The sequence below is a fragment of the Curtobacterium sp. ME26 genome (assembly GCF_903970945.1).
GTDB lineage: Bacteria > Actinomycetota > Actinomycetes > Actinomycetales > Microbacteriaceae > Curtobacterium > Curtobacterium citri.
This window is the reverse complement of sequence record NZ_CAJCKG010000004.1, coordinates 102,068-124,148: the sequence shown is the minus strand read 5'-3', so window position 1 is coordinate 124,148 and position 22,081 is coordinate 102,068. Positions and strand designations below refer to the sequence as shown.

The following is a 22,081-nucleotide window of genomic DNA, read 5'->3' as shown; positions in this document are numbered from 1 at the left end:
ACGCCGGTCGCGATCGGGGACCGACATGCGGCAGGGTGGTGCCGTGTCCCTCGTCACCGCCGTCTGCCGCGTCGAGCAGCTCCTCCGCGACTCCGGCACCATCGGCATCACCGCGATCGACAAGCGACCCGTCGACGGCCCCGTCCGGGTGCGCCCGCTCGGCCTGCACGCCGACGTGCAGGCCGACCGGAAGCACCACGGCGGCGAGGACCAGGCCGTGTACGCCTACGCCGACGAGGACGCCGCGTACTTCGCCGAGGTGCTCGACCGCGACGTCCCGCCCGGGCTCTTCGGCGAGAACCTGCGGACGAGCGGCGTCGACGTCACCGGGGCGGTCACCGGCGAACGGTGGCGGATCGGCGAGACCCTCGAGCTCGAGGTCACGATCCCGCGGGTGCCGTGCGGGACCTTCGCGCGGCGGATGCGCATCGACGGGTGGGTCCGCCGGTTCGCCGAGGAGAACCGTCCGGGCGCGTACCTCCGCGTCCTGCGGTCCGGACCGGTTGCCGCCGGCGACCCGGTCGTGGTGACCCACCGGCCGGCGCACGGCGTGACCATCGGCCAGATCTCCGCGGGCCTCACGCCGGAGCAGGCCCGCGCGGTGCTCGACTCCGGGGACCGGCTGGCGCCGAAGGTCGTCCGCGACGTCTCGAAGGTGCTCGCCCGCGGGCGGCTCTCGGGCCCGACCCGGCGCGCGGGGTCGAGCGGACGGGACTAGGGCCCGACCCGACGCGCGGGGTCGAGCGGACGGGACTAGGGCCCGACCCGGCGCGCGGGTTCGAGCGGACGGCGGGCGCGCGGCAGCCCCTGCACGACGAGCTCCCAGGAGTTCGCGACGAGGTCCTCCACCATCGCCTCGTCGAGCCCCTCCCCCGGCGCCAGCGTGATCCAGTGCCGCTTGTCCATGTGCCACCCCGGTGTGACCTCGGCGAGGTCGCGGACCAGTGCGGCAGCGTGCGGGGGCGCGCACTTGAGGTTGACGATCGGCACGCCCCGCAGCGTCGTGGTGAGCAGGAACATGCGGCCGACCACCTTGTGCACGACCGAGTCCTCGCCGAACGGCTGCGTCTCCTCGACCGCGGGGAGTGCCAGGGCCGTCCGGATCGCCACCTCGTGCAGTGCTGCGCCGTCCACCACTCCAGCATGCCGCACCGCCCCGCTCGGGGGTATCCGCGGATGAGCCCTGCTCGGCTACGATCGTGCCGCCACGCACCCGACGCGGCGGTCGCGCGAGCGGCCACCACGTCCCAGGGGGAAGAACCCGTGCAGACCACCCGCACCCTCGGCGCAACCGTCGCCACCGTCGCACTCGCCGCCGCCGTCGTGCTCGGCGGCACCACGGCCGCGTCCGCCGCGCCGAAGACCTACGCGAACTGCGCCGCCGTGCAGAAGGTGTACTCCGGCGGCATCGCGAAGAAGTCGGTGACGTACAACACCGTGAAGACCAAGTCCGGCAAGGTCGAGCACCGCGCGCTGAAGGGCACGGTCAAGAAGGACGACGCGCTCTACAACGCGAACAAGTCGATGGACGCCGACAAGGACGGCATCGCCTGCGAGAAGAGCTGACGCACACGGTCAGAGCGTCGGGACACCCTCGTGTCCCGACCTCGGCCGCGCCGTGCCGGCCACCCCGGTGACGACCGACCCCGCGGGGACGTCCTTCGTCACCACCGTGTTCGCACCGACGACGGTGTCCGCCCCCACGGTGATGGCACCGATGAGCGACGACCCCGCTCCGAGCACCACCCGGTCGCCGACGACCGGGTGCCGCCGCCGCCCCGGTCCGTGCTCACCGCCGCGGCCGCCGAGCGTCACGCCGTGGAACACCAGCACGTCGTCGCCGATGACCGCGGTCTCGCCGATCACGACGCCCATGCCGTGGTCGATGAAGAAGCGACGACCGATCCGTGCGCCCGGGTGGATCTCGATCCCGGTCGTGGCGCGCGCGAGCTGCGCCAGGACCCGGGCGGCGAAGCGCGAGCCGGGCAGACCGCGCGCGAGCCAGAGCCGGTGCGTCAGGCGGTGCGTCCAGATCGCGTGCAGGCCGGAGTAGACCACCGCGTTCTCCAGGTCGCCCCGGGCGGCGGGGTCACCGCGGCGTGCTGCGGCCAGGTCCTCCCGGACGGTCCCCAGCACGCCGCGTCGGACGGCACGGCTCACGCAGTGAGTCCCTCGAAGAGCGGCGTGGACAGGTAGCGCTCACCGGTGTCGCAGACGATCGCGACGACGCGCTTGCCGGCGTTCTCCGGGCGGGCGGCGATCTCGACCGCGGCGTGCACGATGGCACCGGACGAGATGCCGGCGAGGATGCCCTCCTCGGTCCCGAGCGCCCGTGCCACGCGCAAGGCGTCGTCGAGCTCGACGTCGAACACCTCGTCGATGACGGACCGGTCGAGGACCTCGGGCACGAAGTTGGCGCCGATCCCCTGGATCTTGTGCGGACCGGCCTTGCCCTCCGACAGCAGCGGCGAGTCCTTCGGCTCGACGGCGACGATCTGCACACCGGGGACGCGCTCCTTGAGCACCTGGCCGACACCGGTGATGGTGCCGCCCGTGCCGACGCCGGCGACGAACACGTCGACGTGCCCCTCGGTGTCGCGGAGGATCTCCTCGGCGGTGGTCCTGCGGTGGATCGCCGCGTTCGCGGCGGTCTCGAACTGGTGCGCCAGGATCGCCCCGGGGGTCTCCTCGACGATCTGCTCCGCACGCGCGACGGCGCCCTTCATCCCCTCGGGACCGGGCGTCAGGACGATCTCGGCGCCGAAGGCACGGATGAGCGCACGACGCTCGACGCTCATGGTCTCCGGCATGGTGATGACGACGCGGTACCCGCGGGCGGCACCGACCAGTGCGAGCGCGATCCCGGTGTTGCCGGACGAGCCCTCGACGATCGTGCCGCCCGGACGGAGCTCCCCGGACTCCTCGGCCGCGTCGATGATCGCGACCCCGAGCCGGTCCTTCACGCTGGACCCCGGGTTGTAGAACTCGAGCTTCGCCAGGACCTCGGCGCCGTCCGGCTGCGGCAGGCGGTTGAGGCGGACGAGCGGGGTGTTGCCGAACGCCTGCGTGATGTCGTCGTAGATGGTGCCGGTCATCCGTCTTCGTCCTCCGGTCGATGGGCGCCACCGACGGTGGTGACGCTGCAGTCCCCCGTGATCCTACCGACGGCGCCCGGTGCTCCCCCGTCGATGACGCCCACTGACGCGCCGGACGTCGACCACGCATCCGGTCCGGGTCAGCGCCCCGCGTTCGGCGCGAACCGCCCGTCCGTCGCCTCGAGCACCCGCAGCACGTTGCCGCCCGCGAGCGCCCGCAGGTCGGCGTCGCCCCACCCGCGCCGCCGCAGCTCCTCGGCGAGCACCGGGTACCGCGACACGTCCCGCAGGTCCGGCGGCAGCACGGGCGTCCCGTCGTAGTCGCCGCCGAGCCCGAGGTGCCCGACGCCGGCGACGTCCCGCGCGTGCTCCACGTGGTCCGCCACGTCCGCGACGGTCACGGGCGGCGGCGTCCCCTCGGAACCCGCCTCCTCCCAGTCCGCCCACGCGCGCGAGACGAACTTCGGGACGAAGGTGATCATCACCACCCCGCCGTTGTCGGCCAGGCGGGCCAGCACGTCGTCGGGGACGTTGCGGGGGTGGTCGTCGATCGCGACCGTCGACGAGTGGCTGAACACGACGGGCTGCGTGGCGACGTCGAGGGTGTCCCGCATCGTGGTGGGTGCGGTGTGGGAGAGGTCGACGAGCATGCCGATCCGCTCCATCTCGGCGACGACCTCGCGCCCGCGGTCGGTCAGGCCGCCGTGCGCCCGGACTCCGGTCGCGGAGTCGGCCCAGGTGGTGTCGTCGTTGTGCGTCAGCGTCATGTAGCGCACGCCGAGTCGGGCGAGTGTGCGGAGCACGGCCAGGTCGTCCCCGATGGAGTGCCCGCCCTCGGCCCCGAGCAGCGAGGCGATGCGTCCGGCAGCGACGGCGGCCCGGAGCTCGGCGGCGGTCCGGACGAAGGTCAGGTCGTCCGGGTACCGCTCGATGATCCGGTGGGCGGTGTCGACCTGCTGCAGCGTCGTCCGCACCGGGTCGGGGTCGTCCGACGGCACGAACACCGACCAGAACTGTCCGACGACGCCACCGGCGCGCAGCTTCGGCAGGTCGGTGTGCAGGGTCCCGTCCTCCGTGTCGATGCCCTCGACGCCGGAGTCGTGGGACTCGCGACGCTCCCACGGCAGGTCGTTGTGGCCGTCGACGACGGGGAAGGCGAGGGAGTCGAACGTCATGCGTCGACGCTACCGCGCCGCCGCCCGCTCGCTAGGCTCGCGCTGTGCACCCCGTGACGCTCCGCACCGACCGGCTCGTGCTGTCCGTCCCGGTCGACGCCGACGCCGACGACGTCGTCGCGTACGCGAACGACCCGGACGTCGTCGCCTTCACCCCGGTGCCGGTGCCGTACGGCCACGCCGAGGCCCGGCACTGGATCCGGGAGGTCGTCGCCGCGGGCTGGCGGGACGGCACCCGCACCGAGTTCGGCCTCCGCCGCGCGGACGACCTGCGGCTGCTCGGCACGGTCGGGTTGTTCGGGATCGCGGACGGTGCGGCCGAGATCGGCTACGCACTCCACCCCGACGGACGCGGGCACAGGTTCGTCGCCGAGGCGGTCGAGCGGGTGCTGCGGTGGGCCTTCGCGGCGTCACCGACCGGTCTCGCGCTCGAGCGGGTGCAGTGGCGGGCCATCGCGACGAACGCCGCCTCCGCCGCCACCGCGCAGCGGGTCGGCCTGCGCTACGAGGGACGCGCACGCTCGGCGGTGCTGCACCGGGGTGCCCGGCACGACCAACTGCTCGCGGCGGTGCTGCGGGACGACGACCGGTCCGGGCCGCAGGTCTGGCCGACGGCGTGACCGTCGTCTTCCGCCTGGTCACCGAGATCGCGGCATCGCCCGAGCGGGTCTTCGCGCTCTCGCTCGACGTCGGCGCGCACGAACGCTCGATGGCGGGTACCGATGAACGCGCCGTGGCCGGCACGACGTCCGGCACCATCGGCCTCGGCGAGAGCGTCACGTGGCGCGCACGGCACTTCGGGGTCGTCTGGCGGATGACGAGCCGGATCACCGCCCTGGAGGCGCCGGGTCGCTTCGTCGACGAACAGGTGCGTGGTCCGTTCGCCCGCTTCCGGCACGAGCACCGGTTCGAGCCGTCGGCCGTCGGCACGCGGATGGTGGACGACGTCACCTTCCGCGCGCCGCTCGGTCCGCTGGGGTGGCTCGCCGAGCGGCTCGCGCTGGCGCGGTACATGCCGCGGCTCATCGCCGCGCGGAACGCCACGCTCCGCGCGGAGCTCGAGCGCGGGCACGACGGTCAGCGCGCGGCGAGCTCTCCGAGCGAGTCGTAGGCCGCGGCGACCGCGTCGACGCGGGCACGACCGGCGGGACCGGACGCCTCGTACACGTCGTTCGCGATGGCGGCGACGACGGCGAAGAGCGCCGCCATGGAGTCGAACGCCGACGGCGAGTCGACGGGGCAGAGCACCGCGGTCGCAGCGGGGGCGGCGATGACCGCCGCGGTCGGGTCGCCGAGGACGACGACGTCCGCCCCGGTCGCGACGCAGTGCCGCACGAGCCGCTCGGCACCGGCCGCGTGCCGCCGGACCGTGACGAGCACGACGAGGTCGCGGCGGTCGAGGTCGGCGACCTCCTCACCCAGGCGCTGCCCGGGTGCCGGACCGATCCGGACGTCCGGACGGACCTGCGCGAGCTGGGAGCGGAGCTGCATGGCGACGGGGTGCGCGCCGCGTTCCCCGAACACGAGCACCCGGCGGGCACGGACGATCCGGCGGGCGAGCCGGACGCGGTCGGCCCGGGCGAGGGAGGCGAACGCGGCGTCGAGGTTGCGCGCCTCGACGGCCCGCTGGTCGACGTGCGCGGCGTCCTCCGCGGCCCACGGCAACCCGCTGCCCCGCGCGGACATGAGCTCCTGCCGGACCTCGGCGGCGTCCTGGAACCCGAGGGAGCGGACCAGGCGCGAGACCGTCGCCTTCGACGTGCCGGACTCGGCCGCGAGCTCGGCGGACGTGCCGACGAGCAGCAGCTCGGGGTCGTGCCGGACCATCGCGGCGACCCGGCGCTCCGCGGGCGACAGGCGGTCCCAGACGGCGTCGACGCGGGCGCGCACGTCGGGGACGGCGCTCACGCCGGGACCTCCCGACCGTCCGCGACGACGTCGTCGGCGATCCGCTCGACGGCCACGGCGAGCGCGTCGAGACCGAGGGCGACGTCGTCCTCGGAGACGAACTCGTCCGGGTGGTGGCTGATGCCGTCGGGGTTGCGCAGGAACAGCATGGCGACGTCGGTCACCAGGCCGAGCGACATGGCGTCGTGCCCGGCGCGGGAGAACAGCTCGGCGGGCGCGGTCTCCCCCGTCGAGGCGATGCCCGCGCGGATCGCGTCCATCAGCCGGGGTGCGCAGAACACCGCCGGCGCACGGTGCACCTCGGTCGGCGACACAGCCACGCCGCGTCGGGTGGCGATCTCGTCGAACGCCGTCGTGATCGCGTCCCACACCCGGTCGCGGCCCTCGTCGAACTCGCCACGCAGATCGACGCTGAAGCGGGCGAGCCCCGGCACGACGTTCACGGCGCCGGGTTCGACGGACATCGTCCCGACGGTGCCGACGTGCTGCTCCGCCCGGCAGATGCGCTCGACGGCGAGGGCCGCCTCGGCCGCGGCGAGCAGGGCGTCGTGCCGACGCTCGTAGGGGGTGCCGCCGGCGTGCCGGGCCTCACCGACGGCCTCGACCGTGAAGCGACGGGCGCTCGCGATGCTGGTCACCACGCCGAGGGCCTGACCGGCCTGCTCCAGGTGGGGACCCTGCTCGATGTGCGCCTCGAGGTACCCGACGAGCCGCTCCGGTGCCAGTGCGGCCTCGCCGACGCGCTCCGGATCGAGCCCGAAGTCGGTGAAGGCCTGCCGCAGGGTGGTCCCGTCGCCGTCCTCGAGATCCCACCACGCCTCGTCCCAGACCCCCGCGACGGCGGAGGACCCGAGCAGGGCCTTGCCGAACCGGGTGCCCTCCTCGTCCGAGAACGCGGTGACCTGCAGGGCAACGGGCAGCGGTCCGGCCGCGGTGAGCCGGGCCGCGGTGCGGATCGCCATCAGGACCCCGACGACCCCGTCGTAACGACCGGCGTTGACGACGGTGTCCAGGTGCGACCCGAGCAGCAGCACGGGGGCGTCCGGCGTCGCGCCGTCGACGATCCCGTGCAGGTTGCCCGCCGCGTCCTGCCACGTGCGGAGTCCGGCGTCGCGCATCCACTCCGCGACGATCGCGTTCACCCGGGCGTGCTCCGGCGACAGGTAGACGCGGGTGGTGCGGCCGTCGTCCTCGGACACCGCGGCGAGGGCGTCGCACCACCGCACGATCGTCGCGGCGTCGGCGAGGGCACGCGTGCTGGCGGTCGGGACGGGGGTCGGGGTCACGGCGCTCACGCGGGGGCTCCGACCGGGACGGACGCTCCGGCGTGCACGTCGAGCGCCGCGTCGACGCCTGCGCCCTGCGGGACGGCGTGCCCCGCACGCCGGAGGCTGTGCTCGAGCGCGGCGAGCGTCGTCACGACGGCGTCCTTGCGCGCGTTGTACCCCATCGTGCCGATCCGCCAGACGCGGCCGTGCAGCGGGCCGAACGACGTGCCGATCTCGATGCCGTGGTCCTCGAGCATCGCGCCGCGGACCTGGTCGCCGACGACGTCGTCCGGGATCTCCACGGCGACGACGTTGTGCATCTTGTGCCCGACGTCGCCGAAGACCCGCAGCCCCAGGGCCTCCACCCCCGCGAGCATCGCGCGACCGGCCGTCGCGTGACGCTCGATGACGGCCTCACGCCCCTCCTCGAGCAGGATGCGTGCGCACTCGTTGGCGGCGTAGAGCATCGACGCGGCCTCGGTGTGGTGGTTCAGACGCCGCGGTCCCCAGTAGTCGAGGATCATCGCGAGGTCGAGGTAGTTCGACCGGATCGGGTGGTCGGAGGCGACGTCGTCGGCCTCGCGGATGCCGGCCTCGATGCTCCGACGGCCGTCGAGCACCGCGACCGCACGCGGCGAGACGGTGATCGGGGCGCTGCCGGACGGACCGCCGAGGCACTTCTGCAGCCCGGCGCTCGCGACGTCGATCCCCCATGCGTCCACCTCGAGCGGGTTGCCGCCGATGCTCGCGGTGGCGTCGGTGTAGAGCAGCGCCCCGTACCGGTCGCAGACCGCCCCGAGCTCGTCGAGCGGCTGGTTCATCGTGGTGGAGGTGTCGCCCTGCACGACCGCCAGGACCTTCGGCCGGATGCGGCGCACGGCGTCCTCGACCACCGACGTCGGGAAGACCTGTCCCCACTCGGTCTCGATCGTGTGCACCTCGGCGCCGGCGCGCCCGGCGATCTCGGCCAGCAGGTGCCCGAAGCGCCCGAACACGGGCACGAGCACGCGGTCCCCGGGTGCCAGGAGGGAGACCAGGGCCGCCTCGATGCCGGCGCGCGAGGTCCCGTCGACCAGGACCGTGGCGTCGTTGCGGGTGCCGAAGACCTGGCGGTACAGCTCCTGCGTCGCGGTCATCGTGGCGGTCATCCACGGGTCGTACTGCCCGACGAGCGGCGTCGAGAGCGCCCGGAGCACCCGGGGGTCGGCGTCGATCGGGCCCGGACCCATGAGGAGTCGGGCGGGCGGGTTCACTGGTTGCGTCATGGTGCCTCCGTTCCGTTCAGGATGGTACCGGAACGATCGTTTCGTACGTGTTGCGTGTCCTGCGGCCGGACGAGCAGGACGCCCTCGACCGCGGTCACCCCCTCGGCGGCCGTCGCGACGAGCCGCCCGTGCAGCCAGGTCTCCACGACCCGACCGAGGGTGTGCAGGCCCGCGAAGGCGGACACCGGGTTGCGGTGCGCGAGGGCGGCGACCTCGACGACGTCCTCGGCCGCGGGGTCGAGGACCGCGAGGTGGGCAACGGCACCCGGCGCGATGCGACCGCGGTCCGTGAGCCCGACGAGCGCCGCCGGTCCGGTCGTGAACCACGGCAGCACGGTCTCGAGCGGGATCCCCCGCCGCACGGCCTCGGTCCACACCGCGCGGAAGCCGACCTGCAGCCCGGCGATCCCACCCCAGGCGAGCCCCCAGTCGTCGGTCTTCAGGTCCGCCGTCGACGGCGAGTGGTCCGAGACGACGCAGTCGATCGTGCCGTCGAGGAGCCCGGCCCAGAGCGCGTCCCGGTTCGCGTCGTCGCGGATCGGCGGACAGCACTTGAACTCGGTGGCGCCGTCCGGGATCGTGCCGGCCTCGAAGGCGAGGTAGTGCGGGCAGGTCTCGACGGTGATCCGTACGCCGTCCGCCTTCGCCGCCCGGATCAGTGGCAGGGCTGCGGCGTCGGAGAGGTGCAGCACGTGCACGCGCGCACCGGTCTCGCGAGCACCGTCGACGACCCGCGCGATGGCGGACCGCTCGGCGCTGCCGGGACGGGTCGCCAGGAAGTCGGCGTACCGGCCGCCGAGCGCGTCGTGCGGGACGAGCAGGTCCGGGTCCTCGGCGTGCACGATGAGGAGCGCGTCGAGCTCCGCGACCTCGGCGATCGCGGCACGGAGCTGCTCCGGGTCGAGGTGCGGGAACTCGTCGACGCCGCTCGGGGCGGTGAAGCACTTGAACCCGAACACCCCGGCGTCGTGGAGCGGCCCGCGGGTCCCCGCGTTCGCGGGGACCGCACCGCCCCAGAACCCCACGTCGACCGCCACGCGACCCTCGGCGCTCGCCCGCTTGACCGCCAGGGCGTCGACGTCGGTCGTCGCCGGGATCGAGTTGAGCGGCATGTCGACGATCGTCGTGACCCCGCCGAGCGCCGCCGCGCGGGTGGCGGACGCGAAGCCCTCCCACTCGGTGCGGCCCGGCTCGTTGACGTGGACGTGCGTGTCGACGAGCCCCGGGAGCAGCACGTGCTCGTCGGGCACGGTCCGGTCCTCCGCGGCGTCGACGGCGTCCCCGAAGGGCAGCACCGCGTCGACGAGCCCGTTCCGGACCACCACCGCAGCCGGGCGGAACGCGCCGTCGACCCAGGCCCGTCGAGCGCGCAGGACGAGGTCGGCCTCGGCGCCGCTCATGCCGACACCCCGCTCAGCACGGCGGTCGGGGCGGCCATGGTGAAGCCCGACAGCACCCCGGTGACCTCCTTCGGCGGTGGCGGGGCGTACTCGCCGCGCTTGCCGGTCGCGAGGCCGAGCCGGACGAGCGACTCGGCGAGCACCGTCGCCGCAGCCACGCCGTCGACCACCGGGGCACCGACCTCCCGGGACACCTCGGCGCAGAGGTCCGCCATGCCGGCGCACCCGAGCACCACCGCGTCCGCACCACCGGCGAGCACCGCGCGGCACTCCTCGACGACGAGCGCCCGCGCGCCCGAGGCGGGGTCGTCGAGCGCCAGCACCGGGACCTCGCACGCGCGGACCTCGGTGACGAGCGGCGCGAACCCGTAGCGCTCGGCGAGCTCCCACGCCCTGCCGGTCGTCCGGGCGAGGGTGGTGACGACCCCGAACCGCCGACCGAGCATGGCCGCGGCGTGGAAGCCGGCCTCCGCGATGCCGATCACGGGACCCGTGGCGAGCTCCCTGGCGGCGTCGAGGCCCGGGTCGCCGAAGCACGCGACGACGAACGCGTCGACGCCGTCCCGTTCCCCGAGTGCCACCTGCTCGAGGAGCCCGGGGACCGCCAGCGCCTCCTCGTAGTGGCTCTCGATCGAGGCCGGTCCGGTGGTGGGCGTCACCGCCTCGATCACGGTCCCGGGCCCGGCGACGGCGGCCGCAGCGCGACCGATCGTGGCCGTCATGGCGGCGGTGGTGTTGGGGTTGACGACGCGGATGCGCAAGCGGGTCCTCCGGGTGGTGACGAGGGGAAGCGGGGCGTGGAGCTGTGTGGTGACGGGCGGGGCGGAGGCGGGACGGGCCTCCCGGCCGGGACGGGCCGAGACGGGCCGAGCCGAAACGAACCGAGACGGGACGGGCCGGGCCGCGCTAGGCGCGCCCCACAGCGGCGCCGTCGTCGACCGTCGGGTCGTCGGCCGCCAGGACCGGCATCCGCGGCGACCGGCGCTCGAGCGCCCAGAACACGACGAGCCCGAGCCCGCAGCCGATGAACCAGCTGTAGTTGGACAGCCACGGCAGGACGCCGGTCGCGGGCGGCAGGACCGCGCTGGCGACGGACACGGCCCCGGCGACCAGCAGGGTCCACAACGCGTTCGGGTTCCACCCCGCGCGGTACCAGTACCGGGCGGTGGGCTCCTTCGAGTACATGTCGTCGACCGCGACGCGCTGCTTCGCGACGAGGTAGTAGCCGGCGATGAGGATGCCGAACAGCGGACCGATGAGCGCGCCGAGGATGCCGAGCGTGTAGAGGATCGCCTGGTCGTTGCCGTACCAGTTCCACGGCGTCAGGAGCACCGAGCCGACCGCGGCGATCATGCCGCCCGTGCGCCAGCTGATCTTCCGCGGGGCGACGTTCGAGAAGTCGAACGCGGGGCTGATGAAGTTCGCGACGATGTTGATGCCGACCGTGGCGATGACGAACGTCAGGCCGCCGAGCAGGATCGCGAAGGGTGCGTCGATCGCCTGGACCGTCTCGATCGGGTCGGTGATGAGCTTGCCGAACACCGGGACGGTGGCGCTGGCGCAGAGCACCGTGAGGACCGAGAAGAACAGGAAGTTGACCGGCAGGCCCCAGAGGTTGCCGCGCTTGACGGCGGCGAACGACCTGCCGTAGCGCGAGAAGTCGCCGAAGTTGAGCATCGGCCCGGAGAAGTAGCTGACGACGATCGCGACGGCGGAGAGCATCACCGGGATCGAGGCGCCGAACGACATCGGCGCCCCCGTGTGCAGCGTGAGCGAGATGTTGCCGATGCCGGCCCGGGCGACCAGGTAGACCGCGAGCGCGATCATCACGACGTAGACGGCGGGGCCGGCGAAGTCGATGAAGCGGCGGATCGCCTCCATGCCCATCGAGAAGAGCGCGGCCTGCGCGACCCAGAGGATGCCGTACGAGATCCAGCCGAGCGCCGACAGCCCGAGGAACGCGTGGTCGAGCAGCGCGGCCGAGCCGGGCAGGAACTTGAGGAACACGATGTTCAGCGACTGCGCGGCGAGGAAGGTCTGCACGCCGTACCAGGCCGTCGCGATGAGCCCGCGGATGACGGCGGGGACGTTCGCCCCGATGACGCCGAACACCGCGCGGTTGATGACCGGGTACGGCACACCGGTGCGCTGCGACGGCTTCGCCACGAGGTTCGCGAACACCTGGACGACCAGGATGCCGACGACCAGGGCGACGAGCACCTGCCAGCTGGCGATCCCGAGCGCGAAGAGCGACCCGGCGGTGACGTAGCCGCCGACCGAGTGCACGTCGGACATCCAGAAGGCGAAGATGTTGTAGCTCGTCCAACGCTGTTCGCGCAGGGGGGCGAGGTCCTCGTTGGTGAGCGACGGGTCGTACCCGGGCTTGACGACGCCGGCACCGGCGGCGGCCGACGACGTCGTGCGGGGGGCGTGGGGCGCGGCGACGGGTGTCGCGATCTCTGTGACCAAGGCGTCCTCCGTGGGAGTGTGCGGCGGGGGTCCCCGCTCGTGGACGACGCTATGGAGGCTCTTCGCGCTGCCCGTTTCCCTCGTGTAACGGTCGTGTGACACGCTCCCCGGCCCGGAACGATCGTTCCGAGGAGCCGGGGCCGTCACCTGAGCGGCCGCACAGTCCGGTGCGGGATGCCGCAGGGATTGGCGCACCGGTCGACAGGAGCCGTCCCGTGAGCACCAGGCGGCACGATCATCGATCCATGACCAGGGGCATCAGGATCGACCACGTCGGCGTCACCGTGCCCGACATCGACGCGGCGACGGCGTTCTTCGCCGCCGCCTTCGACGCCGTCGTGCTCTACGACGTGCGCCGCACCACCGACGTGCCGAACGACACACCGGAGGCGCACCGCTACCTCGGTATCCCGGACACGATGGCGCAGGGCGCCATCCGCATGCTCGCCCTGCCCGAAGGCCCGGGGCTCGAGCTCTTCGAGTACCGCGGCCCCGACCAGCGCGCCGCTGCGCACCCGTCCGACCTCGGCTGGCAGCACCTCGCGCTGTACGTGGACGACCTCGACGAGGCCCTCCTGCGGCTCGAGGCCGCCGGCGCCGTCCGCAACAGCGACCCTCGACCCCTGCGGGGCGAGGAGGCCGGGGAGGGCAACCGCTTCGTCTACACCCGGACGCCGTGGGGGTCGACGCTCGAGCTCGTCACCTACCCGACACCGCAGCCGTACCTGCTGCACGCACCCCGGGCGAAGTGGGCGCCGTGGCCGGACGTGGACCGGCTCCGGCAGCTGGACCCGGCCTGACGGGCTGACCGGTCCGGCCGGCCGGGAGGCACGGCTCGCGTCCGCCTCGCCGGTCACCGTGCATGCCGGGTTGCGCTCATCCCCTACGCTCGTGCCGACGGAAGGGAACACGATGACGAACCTTGCCGACTGGGAAGCCGAGGGTGCCCGGGCACGACCCAGCACACCGACGGACCACGTCCGAGCACCGCTCGCGCTCCGTGCGGCGACCTGGATCGGCACCGTCCTGCTCGTCGTCGCCGGCATCGTGCTGATCAGCACGACGATGGTCATGCAGCAGGCGGAGGAGTCGGCGGCGCACGAACTGCTGCGCGTCCTGGTCCTGGTCGTGGTCGGCAGCGCGATCGCGGTCGTCGGTGCGGTCACCCTCGTCCTCCGCCTCGTCGCGGGCGCGCTCCGTCCGGGTTCCTGACACGACACGGCCGGTCCCCGGGCTGCGAGGACCACAGGGCAGCCCTCGACACGAGCGGTGCCTCACCGCCGAACGGGCGATGCTGCGCCTTCGTAGCGACGGAGGTCGAGTCCCTTCGCCGGCAGGTCGAGGAGCCGCATGAGGGGCGACGCGATCGACGCGGCGCGGAAGAACAGGTTCCGGAGACGGATCCCCCGCATCGTCCTCGGTGCCAGGAGCGCGCCGGCGTTCACCTTGTGGGACGCGGCCGTGTACGGCCGGTAACGGGCCTCGTACTCCGCCAGGGCCGTCGCGACGTCTCCGTCCGCCAGACGCAGCTCGCCGGCCAACACGTACGCGGCGACCAGGGCGAGGCCCGTGCCGTACCCGCTCAGGGCGTTCCCCCACGCGGAGTCGCCGAGCAGGACCACGCGCCCTCGGCTCCAGCGGCCCACGGTCACCCGGCTGATGGAGTCGGTGTAGAACGACCGCGCGTCGGCGAACCGGTCGACGATCTCCGGGATGCGCCACCGCCCCTCCCGCAGTGCGCCCGCGATCTGGCGCTTCTGCTCGTCGACGTCGTCACGGGCTCCCGGGAATCGGTCTGCGGCGACGACGATGAACGTGGGGGCCTTCGACCCGCCGAGCATGACCGTCATCCCGGGCTGGCTGTACACGACGTCGTCGTCGCCCAGGTCCAGGTCCGCCAGCACGTAGTGGTGTCCGCGGTGCTCGACGAACTGCTCCTCCGGGCCCCAGACGAGACGGCGCACCCCGGAGTGCACGCCATCGGCACCGACGACCAGGTCGAAGCGCTCCACCGATCCGCTCCGGAGCGTCACCGTGACGCCCTCGCCGTCGTCGACCATGCGCGAGATGCGATCCCCGAACCGGTAGTCGACGTCGTCCTTCGTCCGCTCGTACAGGACGGTCGCGATCGTGTCCCGGGGGACGTTGAGCTCGCCGGAGCCGAATCCACCGGGCGCGACCCCGATCGTGCGACCGTGCTCGTCGACGATCGCGGCGTCCTCGTCGCGGATGTCGTACTGACGGAGCTCGTCGAGGATCCCCATCTCCCGGAGGACCTGCATGTGGGTCGCGCCCTTGAAGTCGACGGCCTGTCCACCGGGTCGGATGCCGTCGTTCTTCTCGACGACGGTCACGTCGTGGCCGGAGCGGTGCAGCCAGAAGGCGAGGGCGGGACCGGCGATGCTGGCGCCGGAGATCAGGATGCGGGTCATGGGGACTCCTCGTGTCGGTGGGACCACCATCCGCCCGACCACTCACACCCCGCTGACGCGGTACTGACACCGGTGGCGTCCGCGGCGCCAGGCGCCACAGGGAGCCGCGCGCTCCGCCGCGCCGCCTCCGGGAGCACGGTCAGGACTCGTCGTCCGAGATCCACCGCACCCGAGCCCTCACAGCGCGTGCGTCCCGAGCAGCGCCCCGGCCACGTACGTCGCCGCGAGCGCGAGCGCCCCGCCCACCACGACCCGCAACGCCGCACGCCCCCGCCGGGCACCGCCGAGCACCGCACCGGTGGTCCCGGTGAGCGCGAGCGCGACGAGCGACGCCGTCACCGTGACCGGCACCCGCGCGGCTTCCGGAGCGAACAGCATCGCGAGGAACGGCAGCAGGGCCCCGACCGTGAACGTCGCGGCGGAGACCCAGGCGGCACGCCACGGGCTCACGACCTCGTCCTCGGCGTCCCGCAGGGCGGCCTCGGCCCGCCGGCGGCGGACCTCCGGTCGCGCGAGCTCCCGGGCGACCGCCACCGCCACCGACTCCTCGACCCCGAGCGACCGGTAGTGCGCGGCGAGCGCTGGGGCGTCCTCGGCGTCGGCCTCGAGCTTCGCCTGCTCCGCGGCCTGCCCGGTGCGCTGGGCGTCACGCGCGCCGCTCACCGAGATGTACTCGCCGAGCGCCATCGAGATCGCACCGCCGACGAGCGCCGCCGTCCCCGCGGCCACCACCGGCCCCGTGCCCGCTCCCGCGCCGGCGACGCCGACGAGCACGGCCGCCACGGAGACGATGCCGTCGTTCGCGCCGAGCAGTCCGGCGCGGAGCCAGTTGAGTCGCGCGGCGCTGGCGGCGTCGTCGTGCTCCGAGACGGGGAGCGAGAGGTCCGATGCGGTCGACATGGGGGCAATCGAACCACGCTCGTGCGCCGCGCGCCAGCAAGGTGAGGCATGCCTGACCTGGGGTTTCCTGGTGAGGACAGCCTCACCTCACCGGTCCGCGCCGGTCCGCCAGACCCGGGTCGGCCGACCGCTCAGGGCGTGGGGGAAGGAGTCACCGACGGGCCGGAACCCGGCGCTGGCGTAGAGCGCCAGTGCCGGCGCGTTGTCGTCGAGCGCGTGCAGCTCGCACTGCGCGTGCCCGGCCTCGGCCGCGGCCGCCACCGCTGCGGCGAGCAGCCGGCGGCCCAGCCCGTGCCCCTGCGCGGTCGGCGCGACCGCGAGCAGGCTGAGGTACGCGGCGTCGCTCGGGGTGCCACCGGTGCCGGGGGCCGTGACCAGGGCGAAGCCGACCGGTGCTCCGGCGGGGTCGTCCGCCACCACGAGGGCGACACGGTCGGCGGCGAACTTCGTCCGGGCGCGCTCGCGGACCGCCGGCGAGGCGGGCAGACCGTCGCGGTCGGCCACGGCCGCGACCCACAGGTCGACGCAGGCCGCGTCCGCGTCCGCGCCGGTCGCTGTGCGCACGACGAAGGTGGTCCCGATCACCGGACCACCCTACGTCGCACCGTGACCGTCGACGCTCAGACCGCCGCGCGGACCCCCGAGCGGTACTGCGCCGCACGGTGCTCCTCGGGGAGCCGGTCCCCGCGGCCGAACAGCTTCTGGCGCAGGGACCCCGCCACGTACTCCTCCGGGTACGCCCCGCGGGCACGGAGCTCGGGGACGACGAACTCGATGACGTCCTCCCACGTGCCGGGGGTGACCGCGTACGCCAGGTTGAACCCGTCGACGTCGGTCTGCTCCTGGATGTCGATCAGCCGCTGGGCGATGGTCGCCCCCGACCCGACGGCCACCGGCCCGAGTCCACCGATCGCGGTGTGCTCGGCGATGTCCCGGACCGTCCAGTTCGCCCCGTCCTCCCCCGTCGCCGCGGACAGGTTCGCGGCCGTCGACTGGATCGCGTTCGACTCGATGTTCCCGAGCGGCTCGTCGAGGTCGTACTGCGACAGGTCGACGCCCATCCACCCCGAGTTGAGCACGAGCGCGCCCTCGGCCGACGCGTACGACAGGTAGTCGCGGTACTTCGCCTGCGCGGCCTCGTCGGTCTCGTCGGTGATGACGGTCAACAGCGTGTAGACCTTCGCCGCGTACCGGTCGCGGCCGGCGGCCTCGAGGGCGTCGCGGATCTTCCCCACCGTGGCCGCGAGCTGCGGGATCGTCGGCGCACCGACGAAGACGGCCTCGGCGTTCTCCGCAGCGAAACGGATCCCGCGGGGCGATGCGCCCGCCTGGTAGACGACGGGGCTCCGCTGCACGGACGGCTCCGACAGGTGGATGCCGGGCACGTCGAAGTGCGTGCCGTGGTGCTCGATCGGGTGGACCTTCGCCGGGTCGGTGAAGACACCGGTCTCGCGGTCCTCGACGACGGCGTCGTCCTCCCACGACCCCTCCCACAGCTTGTAGAGCACCTCGAGGTACTCGTCGGCCACGTCGTAGCGGTCGTCGTGGCTCAGCTGGTCGGTGTGTCCCATGTTCCGGGCGGCACTCGGCAGGTACCCGGTGACCACGTTCCAGCCGATGCGGCCCTTCGTCAGGTGGTCGAGCGTCGACATGCGCCGCGCGAACGGGTACGGGTGCTCGTACGCGGTCCCCGCAGTGATGCCGAAGCCGAGGTGCTCGGTCACCGCGGCCATCGCCGAGACGAGCAGGATCGGGTCGTTCACCGGCACCTGCGACCCGGTGCGCAGGGCAGCCTCGTTCGTGCCGCCGTACACGTCGTACGTCCCGAGGACGTCGGCGATGAAGATGCCGTCGAAGTGCCCGCGTTCGAGCAACTGCGCCAGGTCCGTCCAGTACGACAGGTCGTTGTAGTGCCGCGAGCGGTCGCGGGGGTGCCGCCACAGTCCGGAGGACTGGTGCGCGACGCAGTTCATGTCGAACGCGTTGAAGCGGATCTGCCGGGGCTCGTTCGTCGTGTCCGTCACGGCGGTGACGCTACGTGCGTCCGGCGCGTCCGTCACGCCTCGTGACGCTCCGTGACACGGCCGGGAGGCCCGCCCCGGCTCCGCCCCGCCACGCACGTCCGGCGGGGTCGCCCGTCGCCCGGTCCGGTCTGACGCGAGCGGCGGGATCAGCCGCCGGACTCGGCGCAGCTGTCGGTGCCGCTCCAGCAGGCGGGTGTGTCGTTGCTGAGGCTCGGGATGTCGGCCCACCGTCCCTGCGGCACCGCGAGCAGCCACGCGGCGACGAGCACGATCGGGACCATCGTGAGCGCGACGAACGCCGGCCAGCGGACGCCGCTGCGCACCGCTGACACGACGGCGACGACGACCAGGACGGGCGTGGCGACCAGCAGCAGCTCGTAGGTCCGGACGTGCGCCGGGGTCTCGTCGGGGCCGTACAGGGTCCACGTGCCCACCACGTTCAGCAGCATGACGACCGGGACGGCGCACGTCAGCAGCGCGGCCGCGACGGCGGTCCGGCCGGAGCGCCGGTGGTCCCGGCCGGGTTGCCGTCCGCCGCCGCGTCCGGCTCCTGCGCGCCCCGCTGCGTCGCCCCGCGCGGCGTCCGCCGCGACCTGGTCCCCCGTGCCCGTCACGCGGCGAGTCTGGCACGGTGGGCCGCCCGGGTGGGGGCGCGGCCGGGACCGGGCCCGATCCGTGACCTCGAGACGACGGAACGTCGGGGCGCCGGGTCAGGCGGCGGTGGCCTCGCGGGCGGCGGCCTCGGCGGCGACCCAGGCGAGCATGCCGCACTTGACCCGCATGACGAACTTCGAGACGCCGTGGAACGCCACGAGGTCCTCGAGGGTGTCCTCGTCGGGCTCCCCCGCGCCACGCGACCGCATCATCGTCCGGAACGCCTCGGTCAGTTCGAGCAGTTCCGAGACGGTGCGCCCGGGTGCCATGTCGGTGAGGACCGATGCCGACGCCATCGAGATCGAACAGCCGTCGCCCTGCCACGCGACTGCGGCGATGCGGTCGGTGCCCGGCTCGAGCCGGATGCTCACGGTGATCTCGTCGCCGCAGGTCGGGTTCCGCTCGAAGTGCGACGCGTCGGCGTCGACGAGCACGGTGTCACCGTGTCGGGCCTTCGCGTGATCGAGGATGACCTGCTGGTAGAGCGAGTCGAGCCCGTTCACGAGGCCGCTCCGAAGTAGCCGCGGATCTCCGCGACGGCCGCGAGGAACCGGTCGACGTCCTCCTCGGTCGTGTACACGTACGTGCTCGCGCGGCTGGTCGCCACGAGGCCGAGGCGACGGTGCAGCGGTTGGGCGCAGTGGTGGCCGGAGCGCACGGCGATGCCCTGCGCGTCGAGGTACTGCGAGACGTCGTGGGCGTGCACGCCGTCGACGTCGAACGCCACGAGCCCGGACCGCGGGACCCCGGCGGGCGGACCGACGACGCGGATGCCGGGCACCGCGGCGAGGCCCTCGAGCATGCGCTGGGCGAGCTGCTCCTCGTGGGCACGGACCCGGTCCGTGCCGATGGCCTGCAGGTACCGGACGGCCTCGGCGAGCGCCACGGCCTGGGACACGGGCTGCGTGCCCGCCTCGAAGCGCTCGGGAGCGGGCATGAACTCGGACGACTCCATCGTCACGGTGGTGATCATCGACCCGCCCGTGCGGAACGGGGGCAGCGCGTCGAGGAGCTCGCCCCGACCCCAGAGCACGCCGATGCCGTTCGGCCCGAGCATCTTGTGCCCGGAGAACGCGGCGAAGTCGACGCCGAGCTGCTGCACGTCGAGCGGACGGTGGGGCGCCGACTGGCAGGCGTCGAGCACGACGAGGGCGCCGTGCTCGTGCGCGGCGGCGACGACCTCCGCCACGGGCGCGATCATGCCGGTGACGTTCGACACGTGCGCGAAGGCGACGGCCCGGGTCCGGTCGGTGATGCGCGAGGTGGCGTCTTCGGCGGTCCACGTGCCGTCGTCGGCGACCGGCACCCAGCGGAGCGTCGCACCGGTCAGGGCCGCGAGCTCCTGCCACGGGACGAGGTTCGCGTGGTGCTCGGCCTCGGTGACGAGGACCTCGTCGCCCGGGCCGATGCGGAAGCGCTCGGCGGCGGCTCCACCGCGACCCCGGCTGGCGTTGGCGATGCCGTACGCCACGAGGTTGAGGGCGTCGGTGGCGTTCGCCGTCCAGACGACCTCCGACGGCGACGCCGCCCCGACGAAGCCGGCGACCGTGGCACGCGCGTCCTCGTAGGCGTCGGTGCTGAGCGCCGCGAGCGTGTGCGCGCCACGGTGCACGGCTGCGTTGTCCTGCTCGAGGAAGCGTCGTTCGGCGTCGAGCACCTGCCGCGGTCGCTCAGCCGTCGCCCCGGAGTCGAGGTAGGCGAGCGGACGCCCGTTCACCTCCTGCTGGAGGATCGGGAAGTCCCGCTTGATCGCGGCGACCTCGGCGTGGGTCAGCGGCTGGTTCGGAGCGAGGACGGTCACCCCACAATCGTGGTCCGTCGCGCCCGCTCCGTCCAATCGCTGTGAGCGGAAGCGCCGGTGCTACTCGTTGCCGATGCGCTTGTCGGCCTGCTCGCGGGCGCCGTCGATCTTGTCGTCGTACTTGCCGCCGGTGGCCTTCTTCACCGCGTCGGCCACGCCACCGAGGATCTTGTCGCTGACGTCCTCGGCCTTCTCGCTCTTCAGGGCGTCCTGGACCTTGCCGTCCTTCAGGAACTCCTGCGCCTTCTTCGTGATGTCGTCGAACCCTGCCACGGGATGCTCCTCAGCTCGTGCGGGGCCCGCTGCCCCGACCTGCGGTCGATGCTAGGCGCGGTCCACGCCCGTGTCCGGACCGGGCGTCGGGACACGGGAGTCGGGCGCGCCTAGGCCATCTGCGCGCTGCGCCGGCGGGCGAGCAGGTACCCGACGGCCACCGAACCGGTGATCGCGAGGAGCGACGGGACGAGGATGTCCGTGCCCTCCTGGGTGAACTCGACGACGAGCACGAGCGCGGTGAACGGCGCCCGCATCGTCGTCGCGAGGAACGCCGCCGCGCCGACGAACGCGAAGGCCGCCAGGTTCGACCCGTCGGCGGGCCAGAGCAGCACCCACAGCCCGCCGAGCGCGGCGCCGGCGGCGGACCCGATGGCGATGGACGGCGTCAGCGTGCCACCGACGGCACCGGCGCCGATGGTCGCCGAGGTCGTGATGGTGCGGATCACGGCGAGGAGCAGCAGGAACACGATCGGCGACAGCCCGGCGAACTCGGGTTCCTCGGTGGTCGCGTTCATCGCCACGAGCCCGAGTGCCCGGCCGTTCCCGAGGATCTCCGGGAACGGCACCGCGATGAGGCCGACCATCGCGAACACGACGGGCAGCACGACGAGCAGGTGCCACCCCTTCGGCGCCATCCCCTGCAGCCGGTTCGTGAGCTTGACGAAGCCGACGCCCGCGAAGCCGAGGAGCGGTCCGACGACGAGCGCCCAGACGAGCAGCGACGGCGACATGTGCATCGCCGGCACGTGGTACAGCACCTCGTCCGGGATCACGAGCCGTGCCGTGAAGGCCGCGATCGCGCTCGTCGCGAACGCCGGAAGCGCGGTCGCGAAGGTCAGCTCGCCGAGCAGGACCTCCACGGCGAACAGCGCGCCGCCGAGCGGGACGTCGTAGACGGCCGCCAGACCGGCTGCCGCGCCGCAGGCGACGAGGATGCGGGTCTCGCGCGCGGTCAGACCGGCGCGCGCCGTGACGAGCTGCGACAGCCAGGCACCGATCTCGCGGGGCGCGACCTCCTTGCCGATGGAGGCGCCGAGCCCGACCGCCAGGATCTGCACGGCGGCGTTGGCGACCGTGGCGAGCGCGGGCATCCGCTTGCCCCCGACGGCGGCGGTCACCGACACGACGGGCTTCGCCCAGCGCCGGATCGCCCACCACGCGACCCCGGTGAGCACGCCGGCCGCGGTGAGCGCGAGGAAGCGGTTCAGCCCCGAGGGCGCGTCCGCCGCCTCGCGGTGCCCGCCGAACGGGTAACCGAACGCCACGAACTGGATCGCCTGCAGTGCGAGCCACACCGAGATGCCCGCGACACCGCCGGCGATGCCCACGAGTGCGGTGATCACGGCGAGCTTGAGGGCCCAGACCGGCGTGGTCGTGCGTGTCGCGTTCCCGGTCTGCGGCATGTCCGGAAGCC

25 protein-coding genes are annotated in these 22,081 nt (G+C 73.5%); 6 read left to right on the top strand and 19 right to left on the bottom strand.

Going from position 1 to position 22,081, the window contains the following annotated elements; genetic code table 11:
- Positions 1–25: 25 nt before the first annotated feature.
- Positions 26–718 carry an MOSC domain-containing protein gene (locus H7A69_RS02900; protein WP_182045668.1) on the top strand — a complete coding sequence of 231 codons (693 nt, stop codon included), beginning with the start codon at positions 26–28 and terminating at the stop codon, positions 716–718.
- Between the two features lie 35 nt (positions 719–753).
- Here H7A69_RS02900 and H7A69_RS02895 read toward each other — a convergent pair whose 3' ends face one another.
- Entirely contained in the window at positions 754–1,134 is a 381-nt protein-coding gene (locus tag H7A69_RS02895) for an MmcQ/YjbR family DNA-binding protein (protein WP_182045667.1), read from the bottom strand.
- Positions 1,135–1,263: 129 nt separating this feature from the next.
- On the opposite strand from H7A69_RS02895, the gene H7A69_RS02890 reads away from it, so the two are divergent.
- A complete protein-coding gene (locus H7A69_RS02890) occupies positions 1,264–1,566 on the top strand; it encodes an excalibur calcium-binding domain-containing protein (RefSeq protein ID WP_220456181.1) in 303 nt (100 codons plus the stop codon).
- Between the two features lie 9 nt (positions 1,567–1,575).
- Here H7A69_RS02890 and epsC read toward each other — a convergent pair whose 3' ends face one another.
- The 3 genes from epsC to H7A69_RS02875 all read right to left on the bottom strand — a co-directional run bounded on the left by epsC (position 1,576) and on the right by H7A69_RS02875 (position 4,270).
- Positions 1,576–2,160: a serine O-acetyltransferase EpsC gene (epsC, locus tag H7A69_RS02885; RefSeq protein WP_259346049.1), complete on the bottom strand. Its 585-nt coding sequence runs from the start codon at positions 2,158–2,160 to the stop codon at positions 1,576–1,578.
- A complete protein-coding gene (gene cysK, locus H7A69_RS02880; protein WP_182045665.1) occupies positions 2,157–3,095 on the bottom strand; it encodes a cysteine synthase A in 939 nt (312 codons plus the stop codon). Before cysK ends, epsC begins: the two co-directional genes overlap by 4 nt.
- 140 nt (positions 3,096–3,235) lie before the next feature.
- Positions 3,236–4,270, bottom strand: a complete 1,035-nt coding sequence (locus tag H7A69_RS02875; protein ID WP_182045664.1) for a dipeptidase — start codon at positions 4,268–4,270, stop codon at positions 3,236–3,238.
- A gap of 44 nt (positions 4,271–4,314) precedes the next feature.
- Between H7A69_RS02875 and H7A69_RS02870 the strand changes: the two genes are divergently transcribed.
- Together H7A69_RS02870 and H7A69_RS02865 are read left to right on the top strand one after the other, a co-directional pair.
- Entirely contained in the window at positions 4,315–4,890 is a 576-nt protein-coding gene (locus H7A69_RS02870; RefSeq protein ID WP_182045663.1) for a GNAT family N-acetyltransferase, read from the top strand.
- Positions 4,887–5,381, top strand: a complete 495-nt coding sequence (locus H7A69_RS02865; RefSeq protein ID WP_182045662.1) for an SRPBCC family protein — start codon at positions 4,887–4,889, stop codon at positions 5,379–5,381. The genes H7A69_RS02870 and H7A69_RS02865 overlap by 4 nt, the downstream gene beginning before the upstream one ends.
- Here the strand turns inward: H7A69_RS02865 and H7A69_RS02860 are convergent.
- From H7A69_RS02860 to H7A69_RS02835, 6 genes are all read right to left on the bottom strand, one after another.
- A complete protein-coding gene (locus H7A69_RS02860) occupies positions 5,348–6,178 on the bottom strand; it encodes a MurR/RpiR family transcriptional regulator (RefSeq protein ID WP_069713379.1) in 831 nt (276 codons plus the stop codon). The two genes, H7A69_RS02865 and H7A69_RS02860, sit on opposite strands and share 34 nt — an antisense overlap.
- Positions 6,175–7,473, bottom strand: coding sequence for an allantoate amidohydrolase (locus tag H7A69_RS02855; RefSeq protein WP_259346048.1), 1,299 nt, complete (start codon positions 7,471–7,473; stop codon positions 6,175–6,177). Before H7A69_RS02855 ends, H7A69_RS02860 begins: the two co-directional genes overlap by 4 nt.
- Entirely contained in the window at positions 7,470–8,711 is a 1,242-nt protein-coding gene (locus H7A69_RS02850) for a pyridoxal-phosphate-dependent aminotransferase family protein (protein ID WP_259346047.1), read from the bottom strand. Before H7A69_RS02850 ends, H7A69_RS02855 begins: the two co-directional genes overlap by 4 nt.
- Complete coding sequence (allB, locus tag H7A69_RS02845) at positions 8,708–10,111, bottom strand: allantoinase AllB (protein ID WP_182045661.1); 1,404 nt, start codon at positions 10,109–10,111, stop codon at positions 8,708–8,710. Before allB ends, H7A69_RS02850 begins: the two co-directional genes overlap by 4 nt.
- Positions 10,108–10,872 carry an aspartate/glutamate racemase family protein gene (locus tag H7A69_RS02840; RefSeq protein WP_182045660.1) on the bottom strand — a complete coding sequence of 255 codons (765 nt, stop codon included), beginning with the start codon at positions 10,870–10,872 and terminating at the stop codon, positions 10,108–10,110. The genes allB and H7A69_RS02840 overlap by 4 nt, the downstream gene beginning before the upstream one ends.
- Before the next feature lie 145 nt (positions 10,873–11,017).
- Positions 11,018–12,580, bottom strand: a complete 1,563-nt coding sequence (locus tag H7A69_RS02835; protein WP_182045659.1) for an NCS1 family nucleobase:cation symporter-1 — start codon at positions 12,578–12,580, stop codon at positions 11,018–11,020.
- 245 nt (positions 12,581–12,825) lie between these two features.
- Between H7A69_RS02835 and H7A69_RS02830 the strand changes: the two genes are divergently transcribed.
- Positions 12,826–13,380 (top strand): VOC family protein, encoded by a 555-nt coding sequence (locus H7A69_RS02830; protein WP_069713383.1) that lies wholly within the window; start codon positions 12,826–12,828, stop codon positions 13,378–13,380.
- Positions 13,381–13,492: 112 nt separating this feature from the next.
- Positions 13,493–13,792, top strand: a complete 300-nt coding sequence (locus H7A69_RS02825) for a hypothetical protein (protein ID WP_182045658.1) — start codon at positions 13,493–13,495, stop codon at positions 13,790–13,792.
- A gap of 62 nt (positions 13,793–13,854) precedes the next feature.
- Here H7A69_RS02825 and H7A69_RS02820 read toward each other — a convergent pair whose 3' ends face one another.
- The 9 genes from H7A69_RS02820 to H7A69_RS02780 all read right to left on the bottom strand — a co-directional run bounded on the left by H7A69_RS02820 (position 13,855) and on the right by H7A69_RS02780 (position 22,070).
- Positions 13,855–15,012, bottom strand: coding sequence for an FAD-dependent monooxygenase (locus H7A69_RS02820; RefSeq protein WP_220456180.1), 1,158 nt, complete (start codon positions 15,010–15,012; stop codon positions 13,855–13,857).
- 177 nt (positions 15,013–15,189) lie between these two features.
- The gene (locus H7A69_RS02815; protein ID WP_069713386.1) at positions 15,190–15,912 is read right to left on the bottom strand and encodes a VIT1/CCC1 transporter family protein; all 723 of its coding nucleotides are present in this window, start codon (positions 15,910–15,912) and stop codon (positions 15,190–15,192) included.
- Between the two features lie 87 nt (positions 15,913–15,999).
- Positions 16,000–16,497, bottom strand: a complete 498-nt coding sequence (locus H7A69_RS02810; RefSeq protein WP_182045656.1) for a GNAT family N-acetyltransferase — start codon at positions 16,495–16,497, stop codon at positions 16,000–16,002.
- A gap of 35 nt (positions 16,498–16,532) precedes the next feature.
- Positions 16,533–17,936, bottom strand: coding sequence for an LLM class flavin-dependent oxidoreductase (locus H7A69_RS02805; protein WP_411469344.1), 1,404 nt, complete (start codon positions 17,934–17,936; stop codon positions 16,533–16,535).
- A gap of 146 nt (positions 17,937–18,082) precedes the next feature.
- The gene (locus H7A69_RS02800; RefSeq protein WP_182045655.1) at positions 18,083–18,550 is read right to left on the bottom strand and encodes a hypothetical protein; all 468 of its coding nucleotides are present in this window, start codon (positions 18,548–18,550) and stop codon (positions 18,083–18,085) included.
- A gap of 96 nt (positions 18,551–18,646) precedes the next feature.
- Positions 18,647–19,093 (bottom strand): Fe-S cluster assembly sulfur transfer protein SufU, encoded by a 447-nt coding sequence (sufU, locus tag H7A69_RS02795; protein WP_182045654.1) that lies wholly within the window; start codon positions 19,091–19,093, stop codon positions 18,647–18,649.
- Positions 19,090–20,391: a SufS family cysteine desulfurase gene (locus H7A69_RS02790; protein ID WP_182045653.1), complete on the bottom strand. Its 1,302-nt coding sequence runs from the start codon at positions 20,389–20,391 to the stop codon at positions 19,090–19,092. The genes sufU and H7A69_RS02790 overlap by 4 nt, the downstream gene beginning before the upstream one ends.
- Before the next feature lie 60 nt (positions 20,392–20,451).
- On the bottom strand, positions 20,452–20,664 hold the full coding sequence (locus H7A69_RS02785) for an antitoxin (protein WP_182045652.1): 213 nt from the start codon (positions 20,662–20,664) through the stop codon (positions 20,452–20,454).
- Positions 20,665–20,774: 110 nt separating this feature from the next.
- Positions 20,775–22,070, bottom strand: a complete 1,296-nt coding sequence (locus H7A69_RS02780) for a chloride channel protein (protein ID WP_182045651.1) — start codon at positions 22,068–22,070, stop codon at positions 20,775–20,777.
- Between the last annotated feature and the right edge of the window lie 11 nt (positions 22,071–22,081).